Origin of the sequence: Pseudomonas sp. GW456-L13 (genome assembly GCF_017350115.1) — a bacterium.
Lineage (GTDB): Bacteria > Pseudomonadota > Gammaproteobacteria > Pseudomonadales > Pseudomonadaceae > Aquipseudomonas > Aquipseudomonas jessenii.
The window spans coordinates 415,831-436,002 of record NZ_JACNAS010000001.1 but is presented as its reverse complement, the minus strand read 5'-3'; the positions used below and the strand labels follow the sequence as shown (position 1 = coordinate 436,002).

Annotated in this window: 14 protein-coding genes; 6 read left to right on the top strand and 8 right to left on the bottom strand. The window is 61.2% G+C overall.

Features of this window, described 5'->3' with window-relative positions:
- The first annotated feature begins 64 nt into the window (after window positions 1–64).
- Together J4D25_RS01895 and J4D25_RS01890 are read left to right on the top strand one after the other, a co-directional pair.
- Window positions 65–2,182 (top strand): bifunctional diguanylate cyclase/phosphodiesterase, encoded by a 2,118-nt coding sequence (locus J4D25_RS01895; RefSeq protein ID WP_057714968.1) that lies wholly within the window; start codon window positions 65–67, stop codon window positions 2,180–2,182.
- Between the two features lie 85 nt (window positions 2,183–2,267).
- On the top strand, window positions 2,268–3,014 hold the full coding sequence (locus J4D25_RS01890) for an SDR family oxidoreductase (protein ID WP_057714967.1): 747 nt from the start codon (window positions 2,268–2,270) through the stop codon (window positions 3,012–3,014).
- 150 nt (window positions 3,015–3,164) lie between these two features.
- Here the strand turns inward: J4D25_RS01890 and mapR are convergent, their stop codons facing one another.
- The 3 genes from mapR to J4D25_RS01875 form a co-directional block, all read right to left on the bottom strand.
- Window positions 3,165–4,574: a GntR family transcriptional regulator MpaR gene (mapR, locus tag J4D25_RS01885; protein WP_057714966.1), complete on the bottom strand. Its 1,410-nt coding sequence runs from the start codon at window positions 4,572–4,574 to the stop codon at window positions 3,165–3,167.
- Between the two features lie 179 nt (window positions 4,575–4,753).
- On the bottom strand, window positions 4,754–6,166 hold the full coding sequence (gene ccoG / locus J4D25_RS01880) for a cytochrome c oxidase accessory protein CcoG (protein WP_057716613.1): 1,413 nt from the start codon (window positions 6,164–6,166) through the stop codon (window positions 4,754–4,756).
- A 195-nt stretch (window positions 6,167–6,361) separates the two neighbouring features.
- Window positions 6,362–6,595 carry a DUF3203 family protein gene (locus tag J4D25_RS01875; RefSeq protein ID WP_057714965.1) on the bottom strand — a complete coding sequence of 78 codons (234 nt, stop codon included), beginning with the start codon at window positions 6,593–6,595 and terminating at the stop codon, window positions 6,362–6,364.
- Between the two features lie 121 nt (window positions 6,596–6,716).
- Between J4D25_RS01875 and J4D25_RS01870 the strand changes: the two genes are divergently transcribed.
- Window positions 6,717–7,214, top strand: a complete 498-nt coding sequence (locus J4D25_RS01870) for an MgtC/SapB family protein (protein WP_057714964.1) — start codon at window positions 6,717–6,719, stop codon at window positions 7,212–7,214.
- Window positions 7,215–7,251: 37 nt separating this feature from the next.
- Here J4D25_RS01870 and J4D25_RS01865 read toward each other — a convergent pair whose 3' ends face one another.
- Window positions 7,252–7,419, bottom strand: coding sequence for a hypothetical protein (locus J4D25_RS01865; RefSeq protein ID WP_198530240.1), 168 nt, complete (start codon window positions 7,417–7,419; stop codon window positions 7,252–7,254).
- Between the two features lie 215 nt (window positions 7,420–7,634).
- Between J4D25_RS01865 and J4D25_RS01860 the strand changes: the two genes are divergently transcribed.
- From J4D25_RS01860 to glgB, 3 genes are all read left to right on the top strand, one after another.
- Window positions 7,635–9,629 carry an alpha-1,4-glucan--maltose-1-phosphate maltosyltransferase gene (locus J4D25_RS01860; RefSeq protein WP_057714963.1) on the top strand — a complete coding sequence of 665 codons (1,995 nt, stop codon included), beginning with the start codon at window positions 7,635–7,637 and terminating at the stop codon, window positions 9,627–9,629.
- Window positions 9,630–9,861: 232 nt separating this feature from the next.
- The gene (gene treS, locus J4D25_RS01855) at window positions 9,862–13,203 is read left to right on the top strand and encodes a maltose alpha-D-glucosyltransferase (RefSeq protein WP_057714962.1); all 3,342 of its coding nucleotides are present in this window, start codon (window positions 9,862–9,864) and stop codon (window positions 13,201–13,203) included.
- Between the two features lie 2 nt (window positions 13,204–13,205).
- Window positions 13,206–15,437 (top strand): 1,4-alpha-glucan branching protein GlgB, encoded by a 2,232-nt coding sequence (gene glgB / locus J4D25_RS01850; protein WP_057714961.1) that lies wholly within the window; start codon window positions 13,206–13,208, stop codon window positions 15,435–15,437.
- A gap of 159 nt (window positions 15,438–15,596) precedes the next feature.
- Here glgB and J4D25_RS01845 read toward each other — a convergent pair whose 3' ends face one another.
- From J4D25_RS01845 to J4D25_RS01830, 4 genes are all read right to left on the bottom strand, one after another.
- Window positions 15,597–16,361 carry an endonuclease/exonuclease/phosphatase family protein gene (locus J4D25_RS01845; RefSeq protein ID WP_057714960.1) on the bottom strand — a complete coding sequence of 255 codons (765 nt, stop codon included), beginning with the start codon at window positions 16,359–16,361 and terminating at the stop codon, window positions 15,597–15,599.
- 114 nt (window positions 16,362–16,475) lie between these two features.
- On the bottom strand, window positions 16,476–17,234 hold the full coding sequence (locus tag J4D25_RS01840; protein WP_057714959.1) for a PIG-L deacetylase family protein: 759 nt from the start codon (window positions 17,232–17,234) through the stop codon (window positions 16,476–16,478).
- Window positions 17,235–17,447: 213 nt separating this feature from the next.
- Entirely contained in the window at window positions 17,448–19,610 is a 2,163-nt protein-coding gene (gene glgX / locus J4D25_RS01835) for a glycogen debranching protein GlgX (RefSeq protein WP_057714958.1), read from the bottom strand.
- A 229-nt stretch (window positions 19,611–19,839) separates the two neighbouring features.
- Window positions 19,840–20,157 carry a DUF2934 domain-containing protein gene (locus tag J4D25_RS01830; protein WP_057714957.1) on the bottom strand — a complete coding sequence of 106 codons (318 nt, stop codon included), beginning with the start codon at window positions 20,155–20,157 and terminating at the stop codon, window positions 19,840–19,842.
- Window positions 20,158–20,172: the final 15 nt, after the last annotated feature.

Here is a 20,172-nt window from a genome sequence, read left to right as displayed (position 1 = left end):
CGCCGCATTTGCCCCCACCCGAGAATGAAAGCCATTAACAAGGGGGCTTTCGCGAGAAGTCTCCATGCTCATCGGCAGCTATTCCCCCACCCTGGTCATCATTTCGCTCTGTGTAGCGATTCTCGCCTCATACACCGCATTGGACCTGACCGGACGCATTGCCACCGCCAAAGGCCGCGCCGTGCATTTGTGGACTGCGGGCGGGGCCGTTGCCATGGGCATCGGCATCTGGTCGATGCACTTTATCGGCATGCTCGCGTTCAAGTTGCCGATCGACCTGGGGTACGACGGGACCATCACCCTGTTGTCGTTGCTGATCGGCGTGCTCTCCAGCGGTTTTGCGCTGTGGCTGGTCAGCCAGCCGCAATTGCCGGCCTGGCAACTGGCCTTTGGCGCGTTGGTCATGGGCGCCGGCATCAGCGCGATGCACTACACCGGCATGGCTGCCATGCGCATGCAACCGGGCATCGACTATGACCCGACGCTGTTCGGCGCCTCGCTGCTGATCGCTGTCGGTGCTTCGGGCGCAGCATTGTGGATCGCTTTCCATCTGCGCCAGCACACGCCTTATGTCCGTCTGATCCGTGGTGGCGCCGCCGTGATCATGGGCATCGCCATCGTCGGCATGCACTACACCGGGATGGCCGCCGCACGCTTTGCCGACGGCAGTTTCTGTGGCGCGGCGGTCAATGGATTGAGCGGCAATGGCCTGGACAACCTGGTGCTGATCACCACGTTGGCGGTGCTGAGCATTGCCCTGCTGACCTCGATCCTCGATGCACGCCTGGAGGCTCGCACCGCGAGCCTGGCCCAGTCGCTGACCGAGGCCAACCGTGAACTGACCCAATTGGCCCTGCACGACACCCTCACCGGGTTGCCGAACCGGACGTTGCTCGCCGATCGAATCGATCAGGCCATGTCGCGGGTCCGGGAAGAAGGGGGGTGCTTTGCCCTGATGTTCATCGATCTGGACGGCTTCAAACCGGTCAACGATGCCTTTGGCCACCACATGGGTGATCTGTTGTTGCGCGAAGTGGCCCTGCGCCTGCGCGAAGACTTGCGCAGCCAGGACACCCTGGCGCGGATCGGCGGCGATGAGTTCGTGTTGCTGGTGCAATTGAGCGAACAGAACGACGCCTTGAACCTGGCGGCCCGTCAGGTCGGGTTGATCGCGCGCGCGTTCCGGGTTGCCGAACATGATTTGCACATTTCCGCCAGCGTCGGCATCGCGCTCTACCCGGGTAACGGGCAGTCCGCCCACGAACTGCTGATGAACGCCGACGCGGCGATGTACCACGCCAAGGGCGCGGGTAAAAACGGCTACAGCTTTTTCGATGTCTCGATGAACAACAACGCCCGCAAGCAGCTGCAATTGCTGCAGGATCTGCGCAATGCCGTGGAACAGCAGGAATTCAGCCTGCATTACCAGCCCAAGTTCGACGCCGCCAATGGCCGGCCAGTGGGCGCCGAGGCCTTGTTGCGCTGGGAACACCCGACTCAAGGAATGCTGTTGCCGGACAAATTCATCGAGCTGGCGGAAAAAACCGGGCTGATCATTCCGATCGGCGAGTGGGTGCTCAACGAAGCCTGCCGTCAGATGCGCGAGTGGTATGTGCTGGGCTACACCGACTGGCGCATCGCGGTGAACCTTTCGGCCATTCAGTTTTGCCATGCCGGGCTGGTCCAGAGCGTCGCCAGGGCGCTGGCGACGCACCATCTGCCACCCAACAGCCTGACCCTGGAAATCACCGAAACCACCGCCATGAGCGATGCCGATGCGAGCATGACGGTGCTGCAGGAACTGTCGGAAATGGGTGTCGACCTGTCCATCGACGATTTTGGTACCGGCTATTCGAGCTTGATGTACCTCAAGCGCCTGCCGGCCAACGAGCTGAAGATCGACCGCGGTTTTGTCCGGGACCTGGAGCGCGACAGCGATGACGCCGCCATCGTTTCGGCCATCGTCGCCCTCGGGCAGGCACTGGGGTTGCGCATCGTCGCCGAAGGCGTGGAAACCGGCGTGCAGCAGGACTTCCTGACTCAGCTCGGCTGCGATTCGTTGCAGGGTTACCTGCTGGGGCATCCGCTGCCGGCAGCAGGTTTCATGGTGGAAATCCATCGCGGGGAGCAGTTGGTCGAGCAGTTGAAAGCCAGTGCCAGGCGCGAGATGTCGATGACATGACAGCCGATGTGAAGCCATGCAAAAACCGCCAATGGCGGTTATTCTTGCCCCCGACCGCTTAAGCTTTGATTGGGGGAAAGCTCGCATGGACAAAGTCATAGTCATCACTGGCGGTAGCCGCGGCATCGGTGCCGCCACCGCTCTGTTGGCCGCCGCGCAGGGCTATCGGATCTGCATCAACTATCAGGCGGACGAACAGTCTGCATTCGGCGTGCTGGAGCAAGTCCGCGCCCTCGGTGCGCAAGCCATTGCGGTACGGGCCGACGTCAGCATCGAAGACGAAGTGATCGCGCTGTTCAATCGGGTGGACAGTGAACTGGGGCGGGTCACTGCGCTGGTGAACAACGCCGGCACCGTCGGGCAGAAGTCCCGGGTCGACGAGATGTCCGAGTTCCGCATTCTCAAAATCATGAAAACCAACGTCCTGGCGCCGATGCTCTGTGCCAAGCACGCGATCCTGCGCATGTCGCCCAGGCACGGCGGGCAGGGCGGCAGCATCGTCAACGTGTCGTCGGTCGCCTCGCGTTTGGGATCGCCCAACGAGTACGTGGATTACGCAGCGTCCAAAGGCGCGCTGGACACCTTCACCATCGGCCTGTCCAAGGAAGTGGCGGGTGAGGGGATTCGGGTCAACGCCGTGCGTCCGGGTTACATCTACACCGATTTCCATGCCTTGAGCGGCGATCCGGATCGGGTCAGCAAGCTGGAATCGGCGATCCCGATGGCGCGGGGCGGCCGTCCGGATGAAGTGGCGGAGGCGATTGTCTGGTTGTTGTCGGACAAGGCTTCCTATGCGACGGGGACTTTTGTTGATCTTGGTGGTGGGCGTTAGTTCCTGAGACAAGCGTTGTCTGCGCTGGCCTCATCGCGAGCAAGCTCGCTCCCACAGTGGATCTCAAGTGCTCACAAATCTTGTGTGTACAGAGAAACCTGTGGGAGCGAGCTTGCTCGCGATAGCAATTTATAAAACGACATGGCGCTGTCAGAACGACCGCACAATCCGCCCCAACGTCTCCATCGCCTTCTCCGAGTCCTCGGTCCACGGGCTGCCGTAATTCAACCGAATACAATTCCTGAAGCGCTGGGTCGGTGAAAAGATCGGCCCCGGTGCAATGCTGATGCCTTGCGCCAATGCCATCTGGAACAATTTCAACGAATCCATCTGCTGCGGCAATTCCAGCCACAGAAAGTACCCGCCGGCCGGTTGACTGACCCGCGTCTGCGCCGGGAAATAGCGGGCGATGGCGGCGAGCATGGCGCTTTGCTGGTCTTCCAGGGCGTGGCGCAATTTACGCAGGTGCCGGTCGTAGCCGCCGTGTTGCAGGTAATCGGCGATTGCCGCCTGGGCCGGCATCGAGGCGCACAGCGAGGTCATGAGTTTCAGCCGTTCGATTTTCTGTGCGTAACGCCCGGCAGCCACCCAGCCGATGCGGTAGCCAGGGGCCAGGCTCTTGGCGAATGAACCACAGTGCATCACCAGGCCTTCGGTATCAAAGGCCTTGGCTGGTTTCGGTGCTTGCTGGCCGTAATAGAGTTCGGCGTAGACATCGTCTTCGATCAGCGGCACCTGGTGGCGCCGCAACAATTCCACAAGCTGCTGTTTCTTGGCCTCGGGCAGGGTCGCGCCCATGGGGTTCTGGAAACTGGTCATGCACCAGCAGGCCTTGATCGGATGCCGTTCCAGGGTTTGCTCGAGTACGCCGAGGTCGATGCCATCGCGCGGGTGCACGGGAATTTCCACGGCCTTGAGTTTCAGGCGTTCGAGTACTTGCAGACAGGCGTAGAACGCCGGGGCTTCGATGGCCACCAGATCGCCAGGTTCGGTCACCGCTTGCAGGCAAAGGTTCAGGGCTTCGAGGGCGCCGTTGGTGATCAGCAGTTCCTCCATGGGCAACATCAGCCCGCCGACCATATAGCGCAGGGCGATTTGCCGGCGCAGTTGCGGGTTGCCCGGCGACATGTCGGTGACCACCATGCGCGGGTCCATGTCGCGGCTGGCGCTGGCCAGGGAGCGGGACAAACGTTGCAGGGGAAACAACGTCGGGCTGGGGAACGCCGAGCCGAAGGGCACGGTGTTCGGGTCCTTGATCGAGTCGAGCACCGAAAACACCAGTTCGCTGACGTCTACTTCCGTCGACTCGTTGACCTCATTGCTGATCACCGGCTCGGAAAACGGCCGGGGTGCGTGGGCGTTGACGAAATAGCCGGAGCGCGGCCGAGCGCGGATCAGGCCGCGACGCTCCAGCAGGTAATAGGCCTGGAACACCGTCGACGGGCTGACCCCGTAGGTCTGGCTGGCGTAGCGCACCGACGGCACCCGCTGGCCGGGACCCAGGACGCCGGAGCGGATCAGTTCTGCGATGTCGTCGGCGAATTTTTCGTAGCGTTTCATCGGTGTCCCGCAATGGAGTCGGTTCGATTAATTGTGGCGAGGGGGCTTGCCCCCGTTGGACTGCGCAGCAGTCCCATTTTGGGGCCGCTTCGCGATCCAACGGGGGCAAGCCCCCTCGCCACAGTGGATTGCATTGCCAAAACAAGACTGCACTTCACAAAGGTCAGCATCTTAAAGGCTCAGCGATTCATTGGCGCCACAAACCGGCTCTTCGCCACGCTGTAGACGCCAGGCTCATCGCTGTCGACCACCTTGAAGCCGAGGCTCTGTGAACTGCTGGCCGGACGCTCCGTGAGCATCGCCACCGACACCGGCACATCGACAATTTCGCCCGGCGCCAGGCTGAATTCGGTCCTGCCCTGCAACTGGAAATCATCGGCATCCACCAGGCTCAATTGATAGTCCTGACGCTGCTGGGTTTTGTTGATCACCTTCAGACTGTAGATGTTTTCGATCTGCCCCTGGCTGTTCTCGCGGAACAGGCCCCGGTCCTTGCTGACATCAAGGGACACCATCGGTCGTTCCACCAGCGCCATCACCAGGGCTGCGATCATCACCAGCAGCACGGCGGTGTAGCCGACAAGACGTGGGCGCAGCAGGTGCGTCTTGCCACCCTGCAACTGATGCTCTGAGGTGTAGCTGATCAACCCTGGGGCGTAGCCCATTTTGTCCATGATCGAGTCACAGGCGTCGATGCACGCCGCGCAACCGATGCATTCCATCTGCAAGCCGTCGCGGATATCGATGCCGGTGGGGCAGACCTGTACGCACAGCTGGCAGTCGATGCAATCACCCAGCCCGACCTCGGCCGGTTTGACTTCGCGCTTGCGTGGGCCACGACTCTCGCCACGGGCCACGTCGTAGGAAATGGTCAGGGTGTCCTTGTCGAACATCACGCTCTGAAACCGCGCGTAGGGACACATGTGCATGCACACCGCTTCACGCAGCCAACCGGCATTGATGTACGTGGCGCCGGTGAAGAACAGCATCCAGAACAGGCTGACGCCACTCATCTGGAAGGTCAGCAGCTCTTCGGCCAACGGCCGGATCGGCGTGAAGTAGCCGACGAAGGTCAGGCCGGTCAGCAGGCTGATGGCCAACCACAAGGTGTGCTTGGCCGCGCGACGCATCAGCTTGTTCAGGCCCCACGGCGCGGCTTGCAACTTGATCCGCTGGTTGCGTTCGCCTTCGGTGATCTTCTCGCACCACATGAAGATCCAGGTCCATGAACTTTGTGGGCAGGTGTAGCCGCACCAGACCCGGCCCGCGAACACGGTGATCGCAAACAGGCCGAACGCGGCAATGATCAACAACGCCGAGAGCAGGATGAAATCGTGCGGCCAGAAGGTCGCGCCGAAGATATGGAACTTGCTTTGCGAAAGATCCCAGAGCACCGCCTGGCGGCCGCCCCAGTTCAGCCACACGGTGCCGAAAAACAGCACAAACAGAAAACCGGCGCCGCTGATGCGCAGGTTGCGGTATAGCCCGGTGAAGCTGCGGGTGTGGATCAGGTTGTCGCTGGATTTGGCCTTCATCTTGGGGCGCGAAGGCTCGAATGTTTCTACGGTTCGGACGGGGATTCTTTCGCTCATGGTCATTCGCTCATCAGCCTCCATCAGGCATGAGCACTATGAGCGGTGATCTGTTTGCATAACAGACTCAGGTATTGCATTAAAAAGCGGATCAGATGGCCATGTTTGCACGGACTGCGACAACTTGAAGCAGCCACCGCTGCAGGGTCCATGGAGCTTTGCAAAGCAGCGGCGGCAAGTGCGGATCAAACCCGGTCAAATCACCGAACCACTGTCGGTAGCTTTCAGGTGCCGGCGTCCATCCACCGCGCCTGCGACGGTCAAGGCGTCGGCCTCGGCTTCCGTGATGTAGATGCGCTCGCCTTCGATGTCCACTGCCGACATGGCCATGGCACCGTCGGTGATGATGGTCACGTCGGGACACAGACGAATGAGTTCGCCATTTTCAGTGGTGAAAAAGCAGGTCTGGTTCTCGATGCGTACGGTCATGGCGGGATCCTTTTTTCAGTGGAAACTAAAGTTTCAGGCCGCAACCGCCGGTCATCGTTCTGTGCAACTGATTAATGGTCGCTGCGGTCCACCGTCCATGGCCCCTCACAAGGACAATCCCATGAACACTTGGTGGCACGAAGTCTGGGTGACGCTGCAAGGCGAGTTCGCCGACATCGGCGATGCCTCGCAATTGACGCGAGTGACCGTGCGCCTGTTGATGGCCGCGGTGCTGGGCGGAATTCTCGGGTTCGAGCGTGAACACCAGGGCAAGGCCGCCGGCGTGCGCACCCACATGCTGGTGGCGATGGGGGCGGCGCTGTTCGTGTTGGTGCCGCAGATGTCCGGCTCACAGGCCGATGCCATGAGTCGGGTGGTGCAGGGCGTGATTGCCGGGATCGGCTTCCTGGGGGCTGGCACTATCCTGAAAAACCGCGACGGCGATGAGGGGCACGTCAAGGGCCTGACCACCGCCGCCGGCCTGTGGATGACCGCCGCCATCGGCGTCGCGGCAGGGCTGGGCCGGGAGGCGACGGCGGTGTTCAGTACGTTGTTGGCGCTGGGAGTGTTCAGTGTGATGCCGGGGATTGTGAAACTGATCGACAAGGATCACCAATGAGATCGTTCCCCGGCAGTATGGGAGCGATCAACTGTCGTCATTCAGGGGGCACAATCACCGGCGGCATTGTCGTTGGCGGATCTTCCCTTGGTGGCGGGTTCGTGCCGGGCGGATCCTGTTCGGGCACCGGTTGCGGATCGCTGGGTGGGATCACCGGGTTGTCGATGTTGGGATCGGGGGTTTCAGCCGGGAATGGATTGTTCATTGTTCAAGCCTCCGGTGGCACATGGCGTGAGTCGTGCTTAAGTAGGTGGACTGATTGGTTGACCGCGGCGCGAAGGACTTGATTCCGGGAATTGCCGATGAAACTTTCCCGGCGGCTGTCGCTCGGAACCTAAGTGAGTGCATCCCGGGGCGGATTGCCCGGCGGGGTGGCGACCAGACACAAGCGCGTCCATGGGGCGTAAGGAGAGAGGCTCGATGACGGCTGAAAAACCGACTGAGTTGAGCTACAACCCGCACATGCCGCTGTCGCAGGCGTTGTTGCTGCCGCGTATCGTCATTGAAAACATCATGCCGATCCTTGAAGGCGGACAATTCGCCGTCAAGGCCGTGGTGGGGCAGGACGTGGTGGTGACGGCCAAGGTCTTCGCCGACGGGCATGACAAGCTGGCGGTGCGCGTGCGCTGGCGGGCCGAGGACGAGGACGCCTGGCAAAGCGCGGCCATGAACGACCTGGGCAATAACGGCTGGCAAGGGCAGTTCCGGGTCGACAGCCAGGGCCGTTATCTGTTCTGTATCGAAGCCTGGATCGATCAGTTCGCCAGTTTTTGCCATGAGCTGGAAAAGAAGCATGCGGCAGCAGTGCCCGTCAGTCTGGAATTGCAGGAAGGGCGGATTCACGTCCAGCAGGCCGCCGAGCGTAGCGAAGGGCTACTCAGCGAGCAACTGGCGGCCTTGCACCATGAACTGTCAGGACTGCTCGAAACCGAGCAGGTCGCACTGTTTTTGCACCCCCGTAGCGCCGACCTCATGGCCCGCGTCAATCATCGCGCCTACCTGAGCCTGAGCCCGGAGTACCCGGTGGATGTCGAGCGCGAACTGGCGCAGTTCGCCAGTTGGTATGAATTGTTCCCGCGCTCGATCACCGACAGCCCGACGCGCCATGGCACCTTCAATGACGTGCATACGCGACTGGCGATGATCCAGGACATGGGTTTCGATGTGCTGTATTTCCCGCCGATCCACCCGATCGGGCGCAGCTACCGCAAAGGCCCGAACAACTCGCTGACGGCGGGTCCCGATGATCCGGGCAGCCCCTATGCGATTGGTAGCGAGGAAGGCGGGCACGAGGCGATTCACTCGCAATTGGGTACCCGCGAAGACTTTCGCCGACTGGTGGCGGCCGCTGCGGCCCATGGTCTGGAAATCGCCCTGGATTTTGCCATCCAGTGTTCCCAGGACCATCCATGGCTCAAGCAACACCCCGGCTGGTTCAACTGGCGGCCGGACGGCACGATCAAATATGCCGAGAACCCACCGAAGAAATACCAGGACATCGTCAACGTCGACTTCTATACCCCCGAGGCGATTCCGAGCCTGTGGGTGGAACTGCGCGACATCGTGGTGGGCTGGGTCGAGGAGGGCGTGAAGATCTTTCGCGTCGATAATCCGCACACCAAGCCGTTGCCGTTCTGGCAATGGCTGATCGCCGATGTACGGGCGCTGTACCCCGAGGTGATCTTCCTCGCCGAAGCCTTTACCACCCCGGCAATGATGGCGCGCCTGGGCAAGGTCGGTTACTCCCAGAGCTACACCTATTTCACCTGGCGTAACACCAAGGCCGAACTGGCGACCTACTTCACCGAACTCAACGAATCGCCGTGGCGAGAATGCTACCGGCCGAATTTCTTCGTCAATACACCGGACATCAACCCGGCGTTCCTCCACGAATCCGGGCGTCCCGGGTTTCTCATTCGCGCCGTGCTGGCGACCATGGGCTCGGGCCTGTGGGGCATGTATTCGGGTTTCGAGTTGTGCGAGTCGGCTCCGGTACCGGGTAAGGAGGAATACCTCGATTCCGAGAAGTATGAGATCCGCCCGCGGGACTTCAACGCGCCGGGCAACATCATTGCCGAGATCGCCCAGCTCAACCGTATCCGACGGCAGAACCCGGCGTTGCACACGCATCTGGGCCTGAAGGTCTACAACGCCTGGAACGACAACATCCTGTACTTCGGCAAGCGCAGCGCCGATGGAGGCAATTTCATTCTGGTGGCGGTCAGTCTCGATCCGCACAACGTGCAGGAAGCGAACTTCGAGTTGCCGTTGTGGGACATGGGCTTGCCTGACTACGCCAGCACCCAGGGCGAAGATTTGATGAATGGTCATCGCTGGACCTGGCACGGCAAGCAGCAGTTCATGCGGATCGACCCGGCGTATCAGCCGTTCGGGATTTGGCGCATTACCGCGTAGACGCTGAACTTGTGGGAGCGAGCTTGCCGGTGGCGAGGGGGCTGCCTGTGGCGAGGGGGCTTGCCCCCGTTGGGTCGCGAAGCGGCCCCGCTCTTTCTTTCCAACACACCAAGTCGCTGTATTGACGACTGCTTCGCAGCCGAACGGGGGCAAGCCCCCTCGCCACAGGTAAGCATCCTCACCACAGGGGATTCTCAGCCTGTGGCCAAGTCGAATTCACCAGGAGTTGCACATGGCGAAGAAACCCAAGGCAGCCACGTTCATCAAGGACCCGCTCTGGTACAAGGACGCGGTGATCTATCAAGTCCACGTCAAATCGTATTTCGACTCCAACAACGACGGGATTGGCGACTTTCCCGGCCTCATCGCCAAGCTCGATTACATCGCCGACCTGGGCGTCAACACCATCTGGCTGTTGCCGTTCTACCCCTCGCCACGGCGCGATGACGGCTACGACATCGCCGAATACCGTGGCGTACACAGCGACTACGGCACCATGGCCGATGCCAGGCGCTTCATTGCCGAGGCGCACAAACGCGGCCTGCGGGTGATCACCGAACTGGTCATCAACCACACCTCCGACCAGCACCCGTGGTTCCAGCGGGCGCGCAAGGCCAAACCCGGATCGGCGGCGCGGGACTTCTACGTGTGGTCCGATGACGATCAAAAATACGATGGCACCCGCATCATCTTTCTCGATACAGAGAAGTCCAACTGGACCTGGGACCCGGTCGCCGGCCAATACTTCTGGCACCGTTTCTACTCCCACCAACCGGACCTGAACTTCGATAACCCGCAAGTCATGAAAGCGGTGCTGTCGGTGATGCGTTACTGGCTCGACATGGGCATCGACGGCTTGCGCCTGGACGCGATTCCCTACCTGATCGAGCGCGACGGTACCAACAATGAGAACTTGCCGGAAACCCACGACGTCCTGAAAAAGATCCGTGCGGAAATCGACGCCAACTACCCCGACCGCATGTTGCTGGCCGAGGCCAATCAGTGGCCGGAGGATACTCAGTTGTACTTCGGCGACACCGACAAGAAAGGCCTGAACGGCGATGAATGCCACATGGCCTTCCACTTCCCGTTGATGCCGCGCATGTATATGGCGCTGGCCCAGGAAGATCGTTTCCCGATTACCGACATTCTGCGCCAGACCCCGGATATACCCGCCAACTGCCAATGGGCGATCTTCCTGCGCAACCACGATGAGCTGACCCTGGAGATGGTCACCGACAAGGAACGCGACTACCTGTGGAATTACTATGCCGCCGACCGCCGGGCGCGGATCAACCTGGGGATTCGCCGGCGTCTGGCGCCGCTGATGGAACGCGACCGCCGTCGGGTCGAGTTGCTTAACAGCCTGCTGCTGTCCATGCCCGGCACGCCGACCCTGTATTACGGCGATGAGATCGGCATGGGCGACAACATCTACCTCGGCGACCGCGACGGTGTGCGTACGCCGATGCAATGGTCCATCGACCGTAACGGCGGTTTCTCCCGAGCCGACCCGGCGAGTCTGGTGCTGCCGCCGATCATGGACCCGCAATACGGCTACCTGTCGGTCAACGTCGAAACCCAGGCTGGCGACCCGCATTCGCTATTGAACTGGACCCGGCGCATGCTTGCCGTGCGCAAGCATTCCAAGGCCTTCGGGCGCGGCACGTTGAAGATGCTGTCGCCCAGCAACCGGCGGATTCTGGCCTACACCCGTGAATACACCGGGGTGGACGGCAAACACGAAATCATTCTGTGCGTGGCCAACGTGTCGCGCAGCGCCCAGGCCGCCGAGCTGGATCTGTCGGCCTACGTCGGCATGGTGCCGGTGGAGATGCTCGGGGGTAACGCATTCCCCCCCATCGGCCAGCTGAACTTCCTCCTGACGCTGGCGCCTTACGGCTTCTACTGGTTCGGCCTCGCCGCGGAAAACCAGATGCCGAGCTGGCACGTGGAGCCTGCACAGAGCCTGCCGGACTTCACCACGCTGGTGCTGAAAAAACGCATGGAGGAACTGCTCGAAGCACCGTCACGCACCACGCTGGAGCAAAGCATCCTGCCCAACTGGTTGCAGAACCGCCGCTGGTTCGCAGGTAAGGACGCCGCCATCGAACAGGTCGAACTGGCCTATGGCGTGCGATTCGGCGATCCGCAGCACCCGGTGCTGTTCAGCGAGATCAATGTCACCAGCGGTGGCCAGAGCAGCCGCTACCAGTTGCCGTTCGGTTTTATCTCGGAAGATCAGGTCGGTACTCCCTTGCCGCAGCAATTGGCATTGTCGCGGGTACGGCGTGGGCGCCAGGTCGGCCTGATCACCGATGCCTTCAGCCTGGACACCTTTGTGCATGCCGTATTGCAGGGCATTCAGGCCGGCACCGTATTGGCCTCCAGCGATGGCGACATTCGCTTCGAGTCCACCGCCGAACTGGAAAAACTCGGCCTCAATGCCGAGTCGCCGGTGCGTTACCTGTCGGCCGAACAGTCCAACAGCTCGGTGGTGATCGGCAACAGCCTGGTGCTGAAGCTGATCCGCAAGGTCGCCTGCGGCGTGCACCCTGAGCTGGAAATGAGCGCGTACCTGACGCAAGCCGGGTTCAGCAATATTTCACCATTGCTGGGGGCCGTGGTGCGCCGGGACGGGGCGGGTGAAGATAATTTGCTGATGATCGCCCAAGGCTACCTGAGCAATCAGGGCGACGCCTGGGAATGGACCCAGAACAACCTCGAACGGGCGCTTCGTGATGAACTGGCCGACGCCGTGTCCGAGCAGGAACAGCATTACAACGCGCTCGGCGAACTGAAAGATTTCGCCGCTATGCTTGGTCAGCGTCTGGGGGAAATGCACCAGGTGCTGGCGGCGCCGAGTGCCAACCCGGACTTTTTGCCCCAGGTCACTACGCAGAAGGAGGCGCTGGCCTCGGCCAAGGATGTCGCGGCGCAAATCGAGCGCGCGCTGAACTTGCTCAAGCAGCATAAACATCAACTTGACCCGGCGGACCAGACCCTGGTCGGTCGTTTACTGGACAACAAGAAAGCCATCCTCGGCCATGTACAGGCGTTGGGCAAAAAGATCGCGGGCGGCTTGCGCATTCGTGTACACGGCGACCTGCACCTGGGGCAGGTGCTGGTGATCAAGGGCGATGCCTACCTGATCGACTTCGAAGGCGAACCGGCCCGGCCATTGCATGAACGACGGGGCAAACACAGCCCGTACAAGGATGTCAGCGGCGTGCTGCGGTCCTTCGACTATGCGGCGGCGATGGCGATCAACGTGCAGAGCGTCGATAACACCGCAGCGGCCGATGCCGCGCGCTTGCGGGTCACCGATCGCTACTTGAGCGAGGCGCGGCAAGCATTTGTCGACGCTTATCGGCTGGCGGCAGCTAGTCTTGCCCATGCATGGCAAGATCCCGAAGGCGAGGATGCCGCGCTGGCGTTGTTCGGTCTGGAGAAGGCGGCGTATGAAGTGGCTTATGAGGCGGAAAATCGCCCCGCCTGGTTGCCCGTGCCGTTGCACGGTTTATATGGATTATTGAGTGGGCTTAAACCCTTTTCCGATCTTGGTGGAGAGTAGTCATGAGTGTCTCGAACAAGGAACAGGGTCATCACAAAGAAGCGCTGCTGCCCAGGGCGCGGGATATCGACGCATTGGTGCGCGCCGAGCATATCGATCCTTTTGCGATTCTTGGCCCCCACGCTGATGGCGCTGGCGGGCAATTCATTCGCGCGTATCTGCCGGGTGCCTTGAGTGTGCAGGTGCTGGCCAGGGATACCGGACAAGAGCTCGGCCAACTTGAAGCCACAGAGACGCCGGGATTGTTTGTCGGGCATTTCGAACGTGCGCAAGCGTATCTGCTGCGTACCCGTTGGGCCGGCGGCGAGCAAACGGCAGAAGATCCTTACAGCTTCGGTCCGTTGTTGGGCGAAATGGATTTGTATCTGTTTGCCGAAGGCAATCACCGCGACCTCAGCGGGTGCCTGGGCGCGCAACTGAAAACCGTGGACGGCATCGACGGCGTGCGTTTCGCCGTGTGGGCGCCGAATGCCCGGCGGGTGTCGGTGGTTGGTGATTTCAACGTCTGGGACGGGCGCCGGCACCCGATGCGCCTGCGTCACCCCACAGGCGTCTGGGAATTGTTCATCCCGCGCCTGCAAGCCGGGGACACCTACAAATACGAGATTCTCGGCGCCCACGGCATCCTGCCGTTGAAGGCCGACCCCGTGGCGTTGGCCACCAGCCTGCCACCGGACACCGCCTCGAAAGTCGCTTCACCCTTGAACATCGACTGGCAGGATCAGGACTGGATGATGTCCCGGGGCGACCGCCAGCGGGTGACGGCGCCGTTGTCGATCTACGAATTGCACGCCGGCTCGTGGCAATGCGAGCTGGACGATCTGGGCGAAGTGGCCCGCCAGTACACCTGGCCCGAATTGACCGAGCGGCTGATTCCCTATGTCAAAGACCTCGGTTTCACCCACATCGAACTGATGCCGATCATGGAGCACCCGTTCGGCGGCTCGTGGGGTTATCAGTTGTTGTCGCAATTCGCGCCGAGTGCGCGGTATGGCACGCCGGACGAGTTCGCCGCGTTCATCAACGCCTGCCACCAGGCCGAACTCGGGGTGATTCTCGATTGGGTGCCGGCGCATTTCCCCACCGATACCCACGGCCTGGCCCAGTTCGACGGCACGGCGCTGTACGAGTACGGCAACCCGCAGGAAGGTTTCCATCAGGACTGGGACACACTGATCTACAACCTGGGTCGCACCGAAGTGCATGGTTACATGCTGGCGTCGGCGCTGCACTGGCTCAAGCATTTCCACGTCGACGGCCTGCGGGTCGATGCAGTGGCCTCGATGCTCTACCGCGACTACTCGCGCAAGGCCGGCGAGTGGGTGCCGAACCGCCATGGCGGGCGGGAGAACCTGGAAGCCATCGACTTCCTGCGTCACCTCAATGACGTGGTGGCCCTCGAAGCGCCCGGTGCGCTGGTGATCGCCGAGGAATCCACCGCATGGCCCGGTGTAAGCCAGGGCACCCAACAGGGCGGCCTGGGCTTTGCCTACAAATGGAACATGGGCTGGATGCACGACTCGCTGCATTACATCCAGCAGGACCCGGTGTACCGCGCCCATCACCACAACGAACTGAGTTTCGGCCTGGTGTATGCGTGGTCCGAGCGCTTCATCCTGCCGATCTCCCACGATGAAGTGGTGCACGGCAAACACTCGCTGATCGACAAGATGCCCGGCGACCGCTGGCAGAAATTCGCCAACCTGCGGGCCTACCTGAGTTTCATGTGGGCGCATCCGGGCAAGAAACTGCTGTTCATGGGCTGCGAGTTCGGCCAGTGGCGCGAGTGGAACCATGACCAGCAACTGGACTGGTACCTGCTGCAATACCCCGAGCACCAGGGGGTGCAGAAACTGGTGGCCGACCTCAACCGCTTGTACCGCGAAGAGCCGGCGCTGCATGAGCAGGACGACGTGCCGCAGGGTTTCCAATGGCTGATCGGCGATGACGCGATCAACAGCGTTTATGCGTGGTTGCGCTGGAGCAAGGACGGCGAACCGGTGTTGGTGGTGGCCAACTTCACGCCAGTGCCTCGCGAGGCTTATCGCGTCGGGGTGCCGTTTGCCGGGCAGTGGAACGAGGTGCTCAACAGCGACTCGTCCATTTATGCCGGTTCCAACTACGGCAACAGTGGCGGGGCGGTTGCCGAGGAAACGCCGAGCCATGGCCAGGCGTTGTCGTTGGTGCTGAATTTGCCGCCGTTGGCGGTGTTGATGTTAAGGCCGCAGGGCTGATTCGAGGTCGGCGGTGCTGCTATTCGCGAGCAAGCCCGCTCCCACACTGGTTTTGAGTACGGCATCAATCCAGTGTGGGAGCGGCGGTGCGACGATTCGACTTGCTCGCGAAGGGGCCGGTGCTATCGACGCCGACACCTGGCAATGAATGGCCGTGATTCAGAGATGCACTTCCACCGCCAGCGGCAAATGGTCGGACAGGTGCGTCCACGGCTTGTTTCCCAGTATTTGCGGCTCATGGCTGCTGGCGTTGCGCAGGTAGACGCGGTCCAGGCGCAGCAAGGGAAACCGTGCGGGGTAGGTTTTGGCAGGACGACCCAGGTGGCGTTCGAAGGCTTCGTGCAAGTAATCGTGGCGGGCAAGGGTGGCATTGCCCTGCATCTGCCAGTCGTTGAAGTCGCCGGCAATGATCACCGGCGCATCATCCGGCAGGGACTCGAGGAGCTGACAGAGCAACTGCAATTGCAGCTGACGATGGCTTTCCAGCAGGCTGAGGTGAACGCAAATCGCATGCACTTCGCGATGCCCCGGCACGTCCAGCACGCAGTGCAGCAAGCCACGGCGTTCCGGGCCGGTAATGGAAACATCCAGGTTTCGATACTCGCGGATCGGATATTTCGACAGCAGGGCATTGCCATGGTGACCGTCGGGGTAGACGGCATTGCGCTCATAGGCGAAGTCGCTCCACATGCTGTCGGCGAGGAATTCATATTGCGAGGTTTGTGGCCAATCGTTGTAGCGGGAGGAGTGGCGGTCGTGCTCGCCGACGACTTCTTGCAGGAACACCAGGTCTGCCGACGTACTGCGCACCGCTTCACGCAATTCAGGAAGGATGAAGCGCCGGTTGAGTGCGGTAAAACCCTTATGGGTGTTGACCGTCAGCACGCGAAGCCGATGAATCGCGGGGGGCGTGTTCAATGGCATTGATTCGGTTACCTGCGGTTTTGAATGACTGGCCACATGCACTCCTCTGACTCAGGGCTGCTTATGTATGCGACTGATGCGATAGCAGGCAGTTCAGTCCAATGGGCTGCGTTTTCAAACCAGCACAATTTCATAAGGCAAACGGATACGCTCCAGCAGCGGCCGGGGCAGCAACGGCGCGAGGCCGATGGCCGGTTCGCCGTCCAGTTGGCTGGCGTAGGCGTGGGTGGCGTGACTCTTGCGGGCGACGGTCCAGGTATCGAGGCGCACCTTGCGGGCACGGTGCCAGGGAATCAGCTCCCGGTCCCGTGCCGGCCAGTGCCAGGCCCAGAACGGTACGTCGTTGTAGGTGGCCCCGATATTGGCCGCCGCCCTGGCGCTCGCGCGGCCAACCGTGTCGTGGTCGACATTGCCGTCCTGGCGCCAGGTGCTGAACACCACATCACCTGGGCGCAGGTAGCGCGTGATGAATCGGGCGATCTGATCTTCCTGCTCCGCCAGCGCGTTATCGGTAAACCCGCCACGAATCCACTTCAGGCTGTGCATCGGCAACCCGAGTCGACGTATGGCTTCCACGCTTTCCTGGGGACGAAATACGCTGAGGCGTTTTTCCGACCACTGCTGTGACCCCGGATGGCTGGCGCTGCCGTCGGTGATCGAGATCAATTGCAGCGGGTGGCCCAGGTTACTGAGCAATTGCAGCAGGCCGCCGCAGGTCACGACTTCATCGCCGGGGTGCGGGGCAATGAGCACCACGCGTGCGCCGGTGGGTACCAGGGATTGGGTGTTGATGACCGGAATGCTGTCCAGTTGCGGGGCGCTGTTCCAGATCTGTGAGGGCAGGCTGACTTCGCTCAGGGAAACGGGTTTCATGGTGGATACGTCCTTGTTCTGCGTCGCCTTCAGTCGTGCATGGGACAAGCCCGGCAGACCCTTGAGGGCTGGTGGATAGCGGCGCGACAAGCCAAACCCTGGATTGCCGCAAATCGAGTATTGCTCATGTAACGCTATTCGTCGCGTCGTGAAGTTGTCCGCAATGATATTTCCGCCCTGCGGTGTCACGGCTATGAATACCTGGCGTCTCTTTTACTCTTCTTCCTCATGCTGCAATTCGAACAGCAGCAACGAACGGCCGGTGACCGAGTACTCGTGGCCAAACTCAAAGCGCTCCTGGCCGCGGATCGACGGTTGGTTGGTGTCGATCATGCATGTCCAGAAACCACCGTCAGGCACTTCAGGCAGCCGGAAATTGACGATGTCGTGATGTGCGTTGACCACCAGCATCAATGTCGCGTCGACGCCTTTGCGGCGAATGCCGGTTTCCTGGGCGCGGCCATCGAGCAGCATGCCCAGGCATCGATTGTGCGCATCGTGCCAATGCTCGGTGGTCATTTCCGTACCGTCCGGCGCCAGCCAGGTCACGTCCTTGACGCCGATGTCCTCGTTGTAATTACCCACCAGGAAACGCCCGCGCCGCAGGACCGGGTAGGTCAGGCGCAATTTGATCAGGCGTTTGACGAACTTGAGCAGGGCCTTGCCGTCGTCGCTGAGGTCCCAGTTGACCCAGCCGGTCTCGCTGTCCTGGCAGTACGCATTGTTGTTGCCGTCCTGGGTGCGGGCGAACTCGTCGCCGGCCACCAGCATCGGCGTGCCTTGGGCCAGCAGCAGGGTGGCGAAGAAATTGCGCATCTGCCGATGGCGCAGCGCGTTGATCTCGGGATCGTCGGTGGGGCCTTCGACGCCGTGGTTCCAGGACAGGTTGTTGTTGCTGCCGTCTTGATTGTTTTCGTCGTTGGCTTCGTTGTGCTTGTCGTTGTAGGACACCAGGTCGTTGAGGGTGAAACCGTCGTGGGCGGTGACGAAATTGACTGATGAGTAAGGCCGCCGACCACGTTGGTTGAACATTTCGCCCGAAGCGGTCAGGCGGTTGGCAAAGTCCGCCAGTTGCCCGTCGTCGCCTTTCCAGAAGGCGCGCACGGTGTCGCGGAACTTGTCGTTCCACTCGACCCAGCCCGGCGGAAAATTGCCGACCTGATAACCGCCGGGGCCGCAGTCCCACGACTCGGCGATCAGTTTGACCTGGCGCAGCACCGGGTCCTGGCGGCAGGCCACCAGGAAACTGTGGCGCTCGTCGAAACCGTCGTGATAGCGCCCAAGGATGGTTGCGAGGTCAAAGCGAAAGCCGTCCACGTGCATTTCCGTGGCCCAGTAGCGCAGGGAGTCGGTGACCATTTGCAGCACGCACGGGTGGCTCAGGTCCAGGGTGTTGCCGGTGCCGGAATCGTTGATATAGAAGCGTTTGTCATCGGGCATCAGGCGGTAGTAGGACGCATTGTCGATGCCGCGCATGGACAGGGTCGGGCCTTGTTCGTTGCCCTCGGCGGTGTGGTTGTAGACCACGTCGAGGATCACCTCCAGATTGGCTTCGTGCAGGTGCGCGACCATTTCCTTGAATTCGGCAATCTTGCCACTGGCCAGGTACCGCGGGTCGGGGGCGAAGAATGCAATGCTGTTGTAGCCCCAATAGTTGGTCATGCCCTTGTGCAGCAAATGCTGGTCGTTGACGAACGCATGGATCGGCAGCAGCTCCACGGTCGACACACCGAGTTTGCGGATGTGCTCGACCACTTCATCGACCATCAACCCGGCAAAGGTGCCGCGCAGATTCTCGGGGACGGCAGGGTGACGCATGCTGAAGCCGCGCACATGGGTTTCATAGATGATCGTCCTGTCCCACGGCACGCTGACACGATGATCGTGGCCCCAGGTGTGCGCCGGGTCGATGACCTTGCATTTGGGCACGAAGGGCGCGCTGTCGCGCTCATCGAAGCTGAGGTCGGCGTCGGGGTGGCCGATGGTGTAGCCGAACAGCGCTTCGGACCATTTCAACTTGCCCACCAGTTGTTTGGCGTAGGGGTCGATCAGCAGTTTGTTGGGGTTGAAGCGATGGCCGTTGGCCGGGTCGTACGGACCGTAGACGCGATAGCCATAAACCAACCCCGGATGGGCGTCGGGCAGGTAGCCGTGGTAAATCTCGTCGGTGTATTCGGGCAGTTCGATGCGTTCGAGTTCCACTTCGCCAGCGTCGTCGAACAGGCACAGTTCAACCTTGGTGGCGTGGGCGGAAAACAGAGCGAAGTTGACTCCCAGTCCATCCCAGGTGGCACCCAGCGGAAAGGGCAGGCCTTCGCGGATTCGTGTGGTTTCGGCACGAGGGGCTGGCGCGGCGGCTTTCTTCGGACTGGTCATGGGTACTCCTGTAAACGGGGGTTACCTGTAGGAGCGAGTTTGCTCCGGGCGGCGCTCCGACGAAAACGGTGTGTCAGGCAACATCAATGCTGGAAGTGATGGCCTCTTCGCGGGCAAGCCCGCTCCCACAGGTATTGTGAGTTGCCACAGATTGCAGCCACACCTTCAAACACTGTGGGAGCGGCGGTGCGGCGGTCCGACTTGCCCGCGAAGGGGCCTCAAGACATATTCAAACCGCTGGCGGTTTTCGCGCAGCCCGGGGCTTTTTCTCGACGGCCTTTTCCCCCGGCGGGATCACTTTTGAAGCCGCTGTCGGTTTGGCCTTGGTTTTTGGCGCGGCGACCTTGGCATCGCCAGCCTTGCCATTGGCCGTTTTGCTGACCGGGGTTTTCGGGGCAGCCTTGGCCGGTTTTTTCGGGGCCAGGGCTTCGGCGTCCGCCAGTTTGCACGCCATCTCCCAGTGGCGGGCTTCCTGGCCTTCGGGTTTTCCTTCGGATTCCCAGATCTGATAGGCAAATTCGCGGATGCGTTTTTCGTCGGTACTCATCGCAATGCTCCTGAA

Bases quoted from the DNA above. Each gene is read 5' to 3' on its own strand.
- J4D25_RS01895 (WP_057714968.1), top strand. From the start codon at position 65: ATGCTCATCGGCAGCTATTCCCCCACCCTGGTCATCATTTCGCTCTGT.
- J4D25_RS01890 (WP_057714967.1), top strand. From the start codon at position 2,268: ATGGACAAAGTCATAGTCATCACTGGCGGTAGCCGCGGCATCGGTGCC.
- mapR (WP_057714966.1), bottom strand. From the start codon at position 4,574: ATGAAACGCTACGAAAAATTCGCCGACGACATCGCAGAACTGATCCGC.
- ccoG (WP_057716613.1), bottom strand. From the start codon at position 6,166: ATGAGCGAAAGAATCCCCGTCCGAACCGTAGAAACATTCGAGCCTTCG.
- J4D25_RS01875 (WP_057714965.1), bottom strand. From the start codon at position 6,595: ATGACCGTACGCATCGAGAACCAGACCTGCTTTTTCACCACTGAAAAT.
- J4D25_RS01870 (WP_057714964.1), top strand. From the start codon at position 6,717: ATGAACACTTGGTGGCACGAAGTCTGGGTGACGCTGCAAGGCGAGTTC.
- J4D25_RS01865 (WP_198530240.1), bottom strand. From the start codon at position 7,419: ATGAACAATCCATTCCCGGCTGAAACCCCCGATCCCAACATCGACAAC.
- J4D25_RS01860 (WP_057714963.1), top strand. From the start codon at position 7,635: ATGACGGCTGAAAAACCGACTGAGTTGAGCTACAACCCGCACATGCCG.
- treS (WP_057714962.1), top strand. From the start codon at position 9,862: ATGGCGAAGAAACCCAAGGCAGCCACGTTCATCAAGGACCCGCTCTGG.
- glgB (WP_057714961.1), top strand. From the start codon at position 13,206: ATGAGTGTCTCGAACAAGGAACAGGGTCATCACAAAGAAGCGCTGCTG.
- J4D25_RS01845 (WP_057714960.1), bottom strand. From the start codon at position 16,361: ATGCCATTGAACACGCCCCCCGCGATTCATCGGCTTCGCGTGCTGACG.
- J4D25_RS01840 (WP_057714959.1), bottom strand. From the start codon at position 17,234: ATGAAACCCGTTTCCCTGAGCGAAGTCAGCCTGCCCTCACAGATCTGG.
- glgX (WP_057714958.1), bottom strand. From the start codon at position 19,610: ATGACCAGTCCGAAGAAAGCCGCCGCGCCAGCCCCTCGTGCCGAAACC.
- J4D25_RS01830 (WP_057714957.1), bottom strand. From the start codon at position 20,157: ATGAGTACCGACGAAAAACGCATCCGCGAATTTGCCTATCAGATCTGG.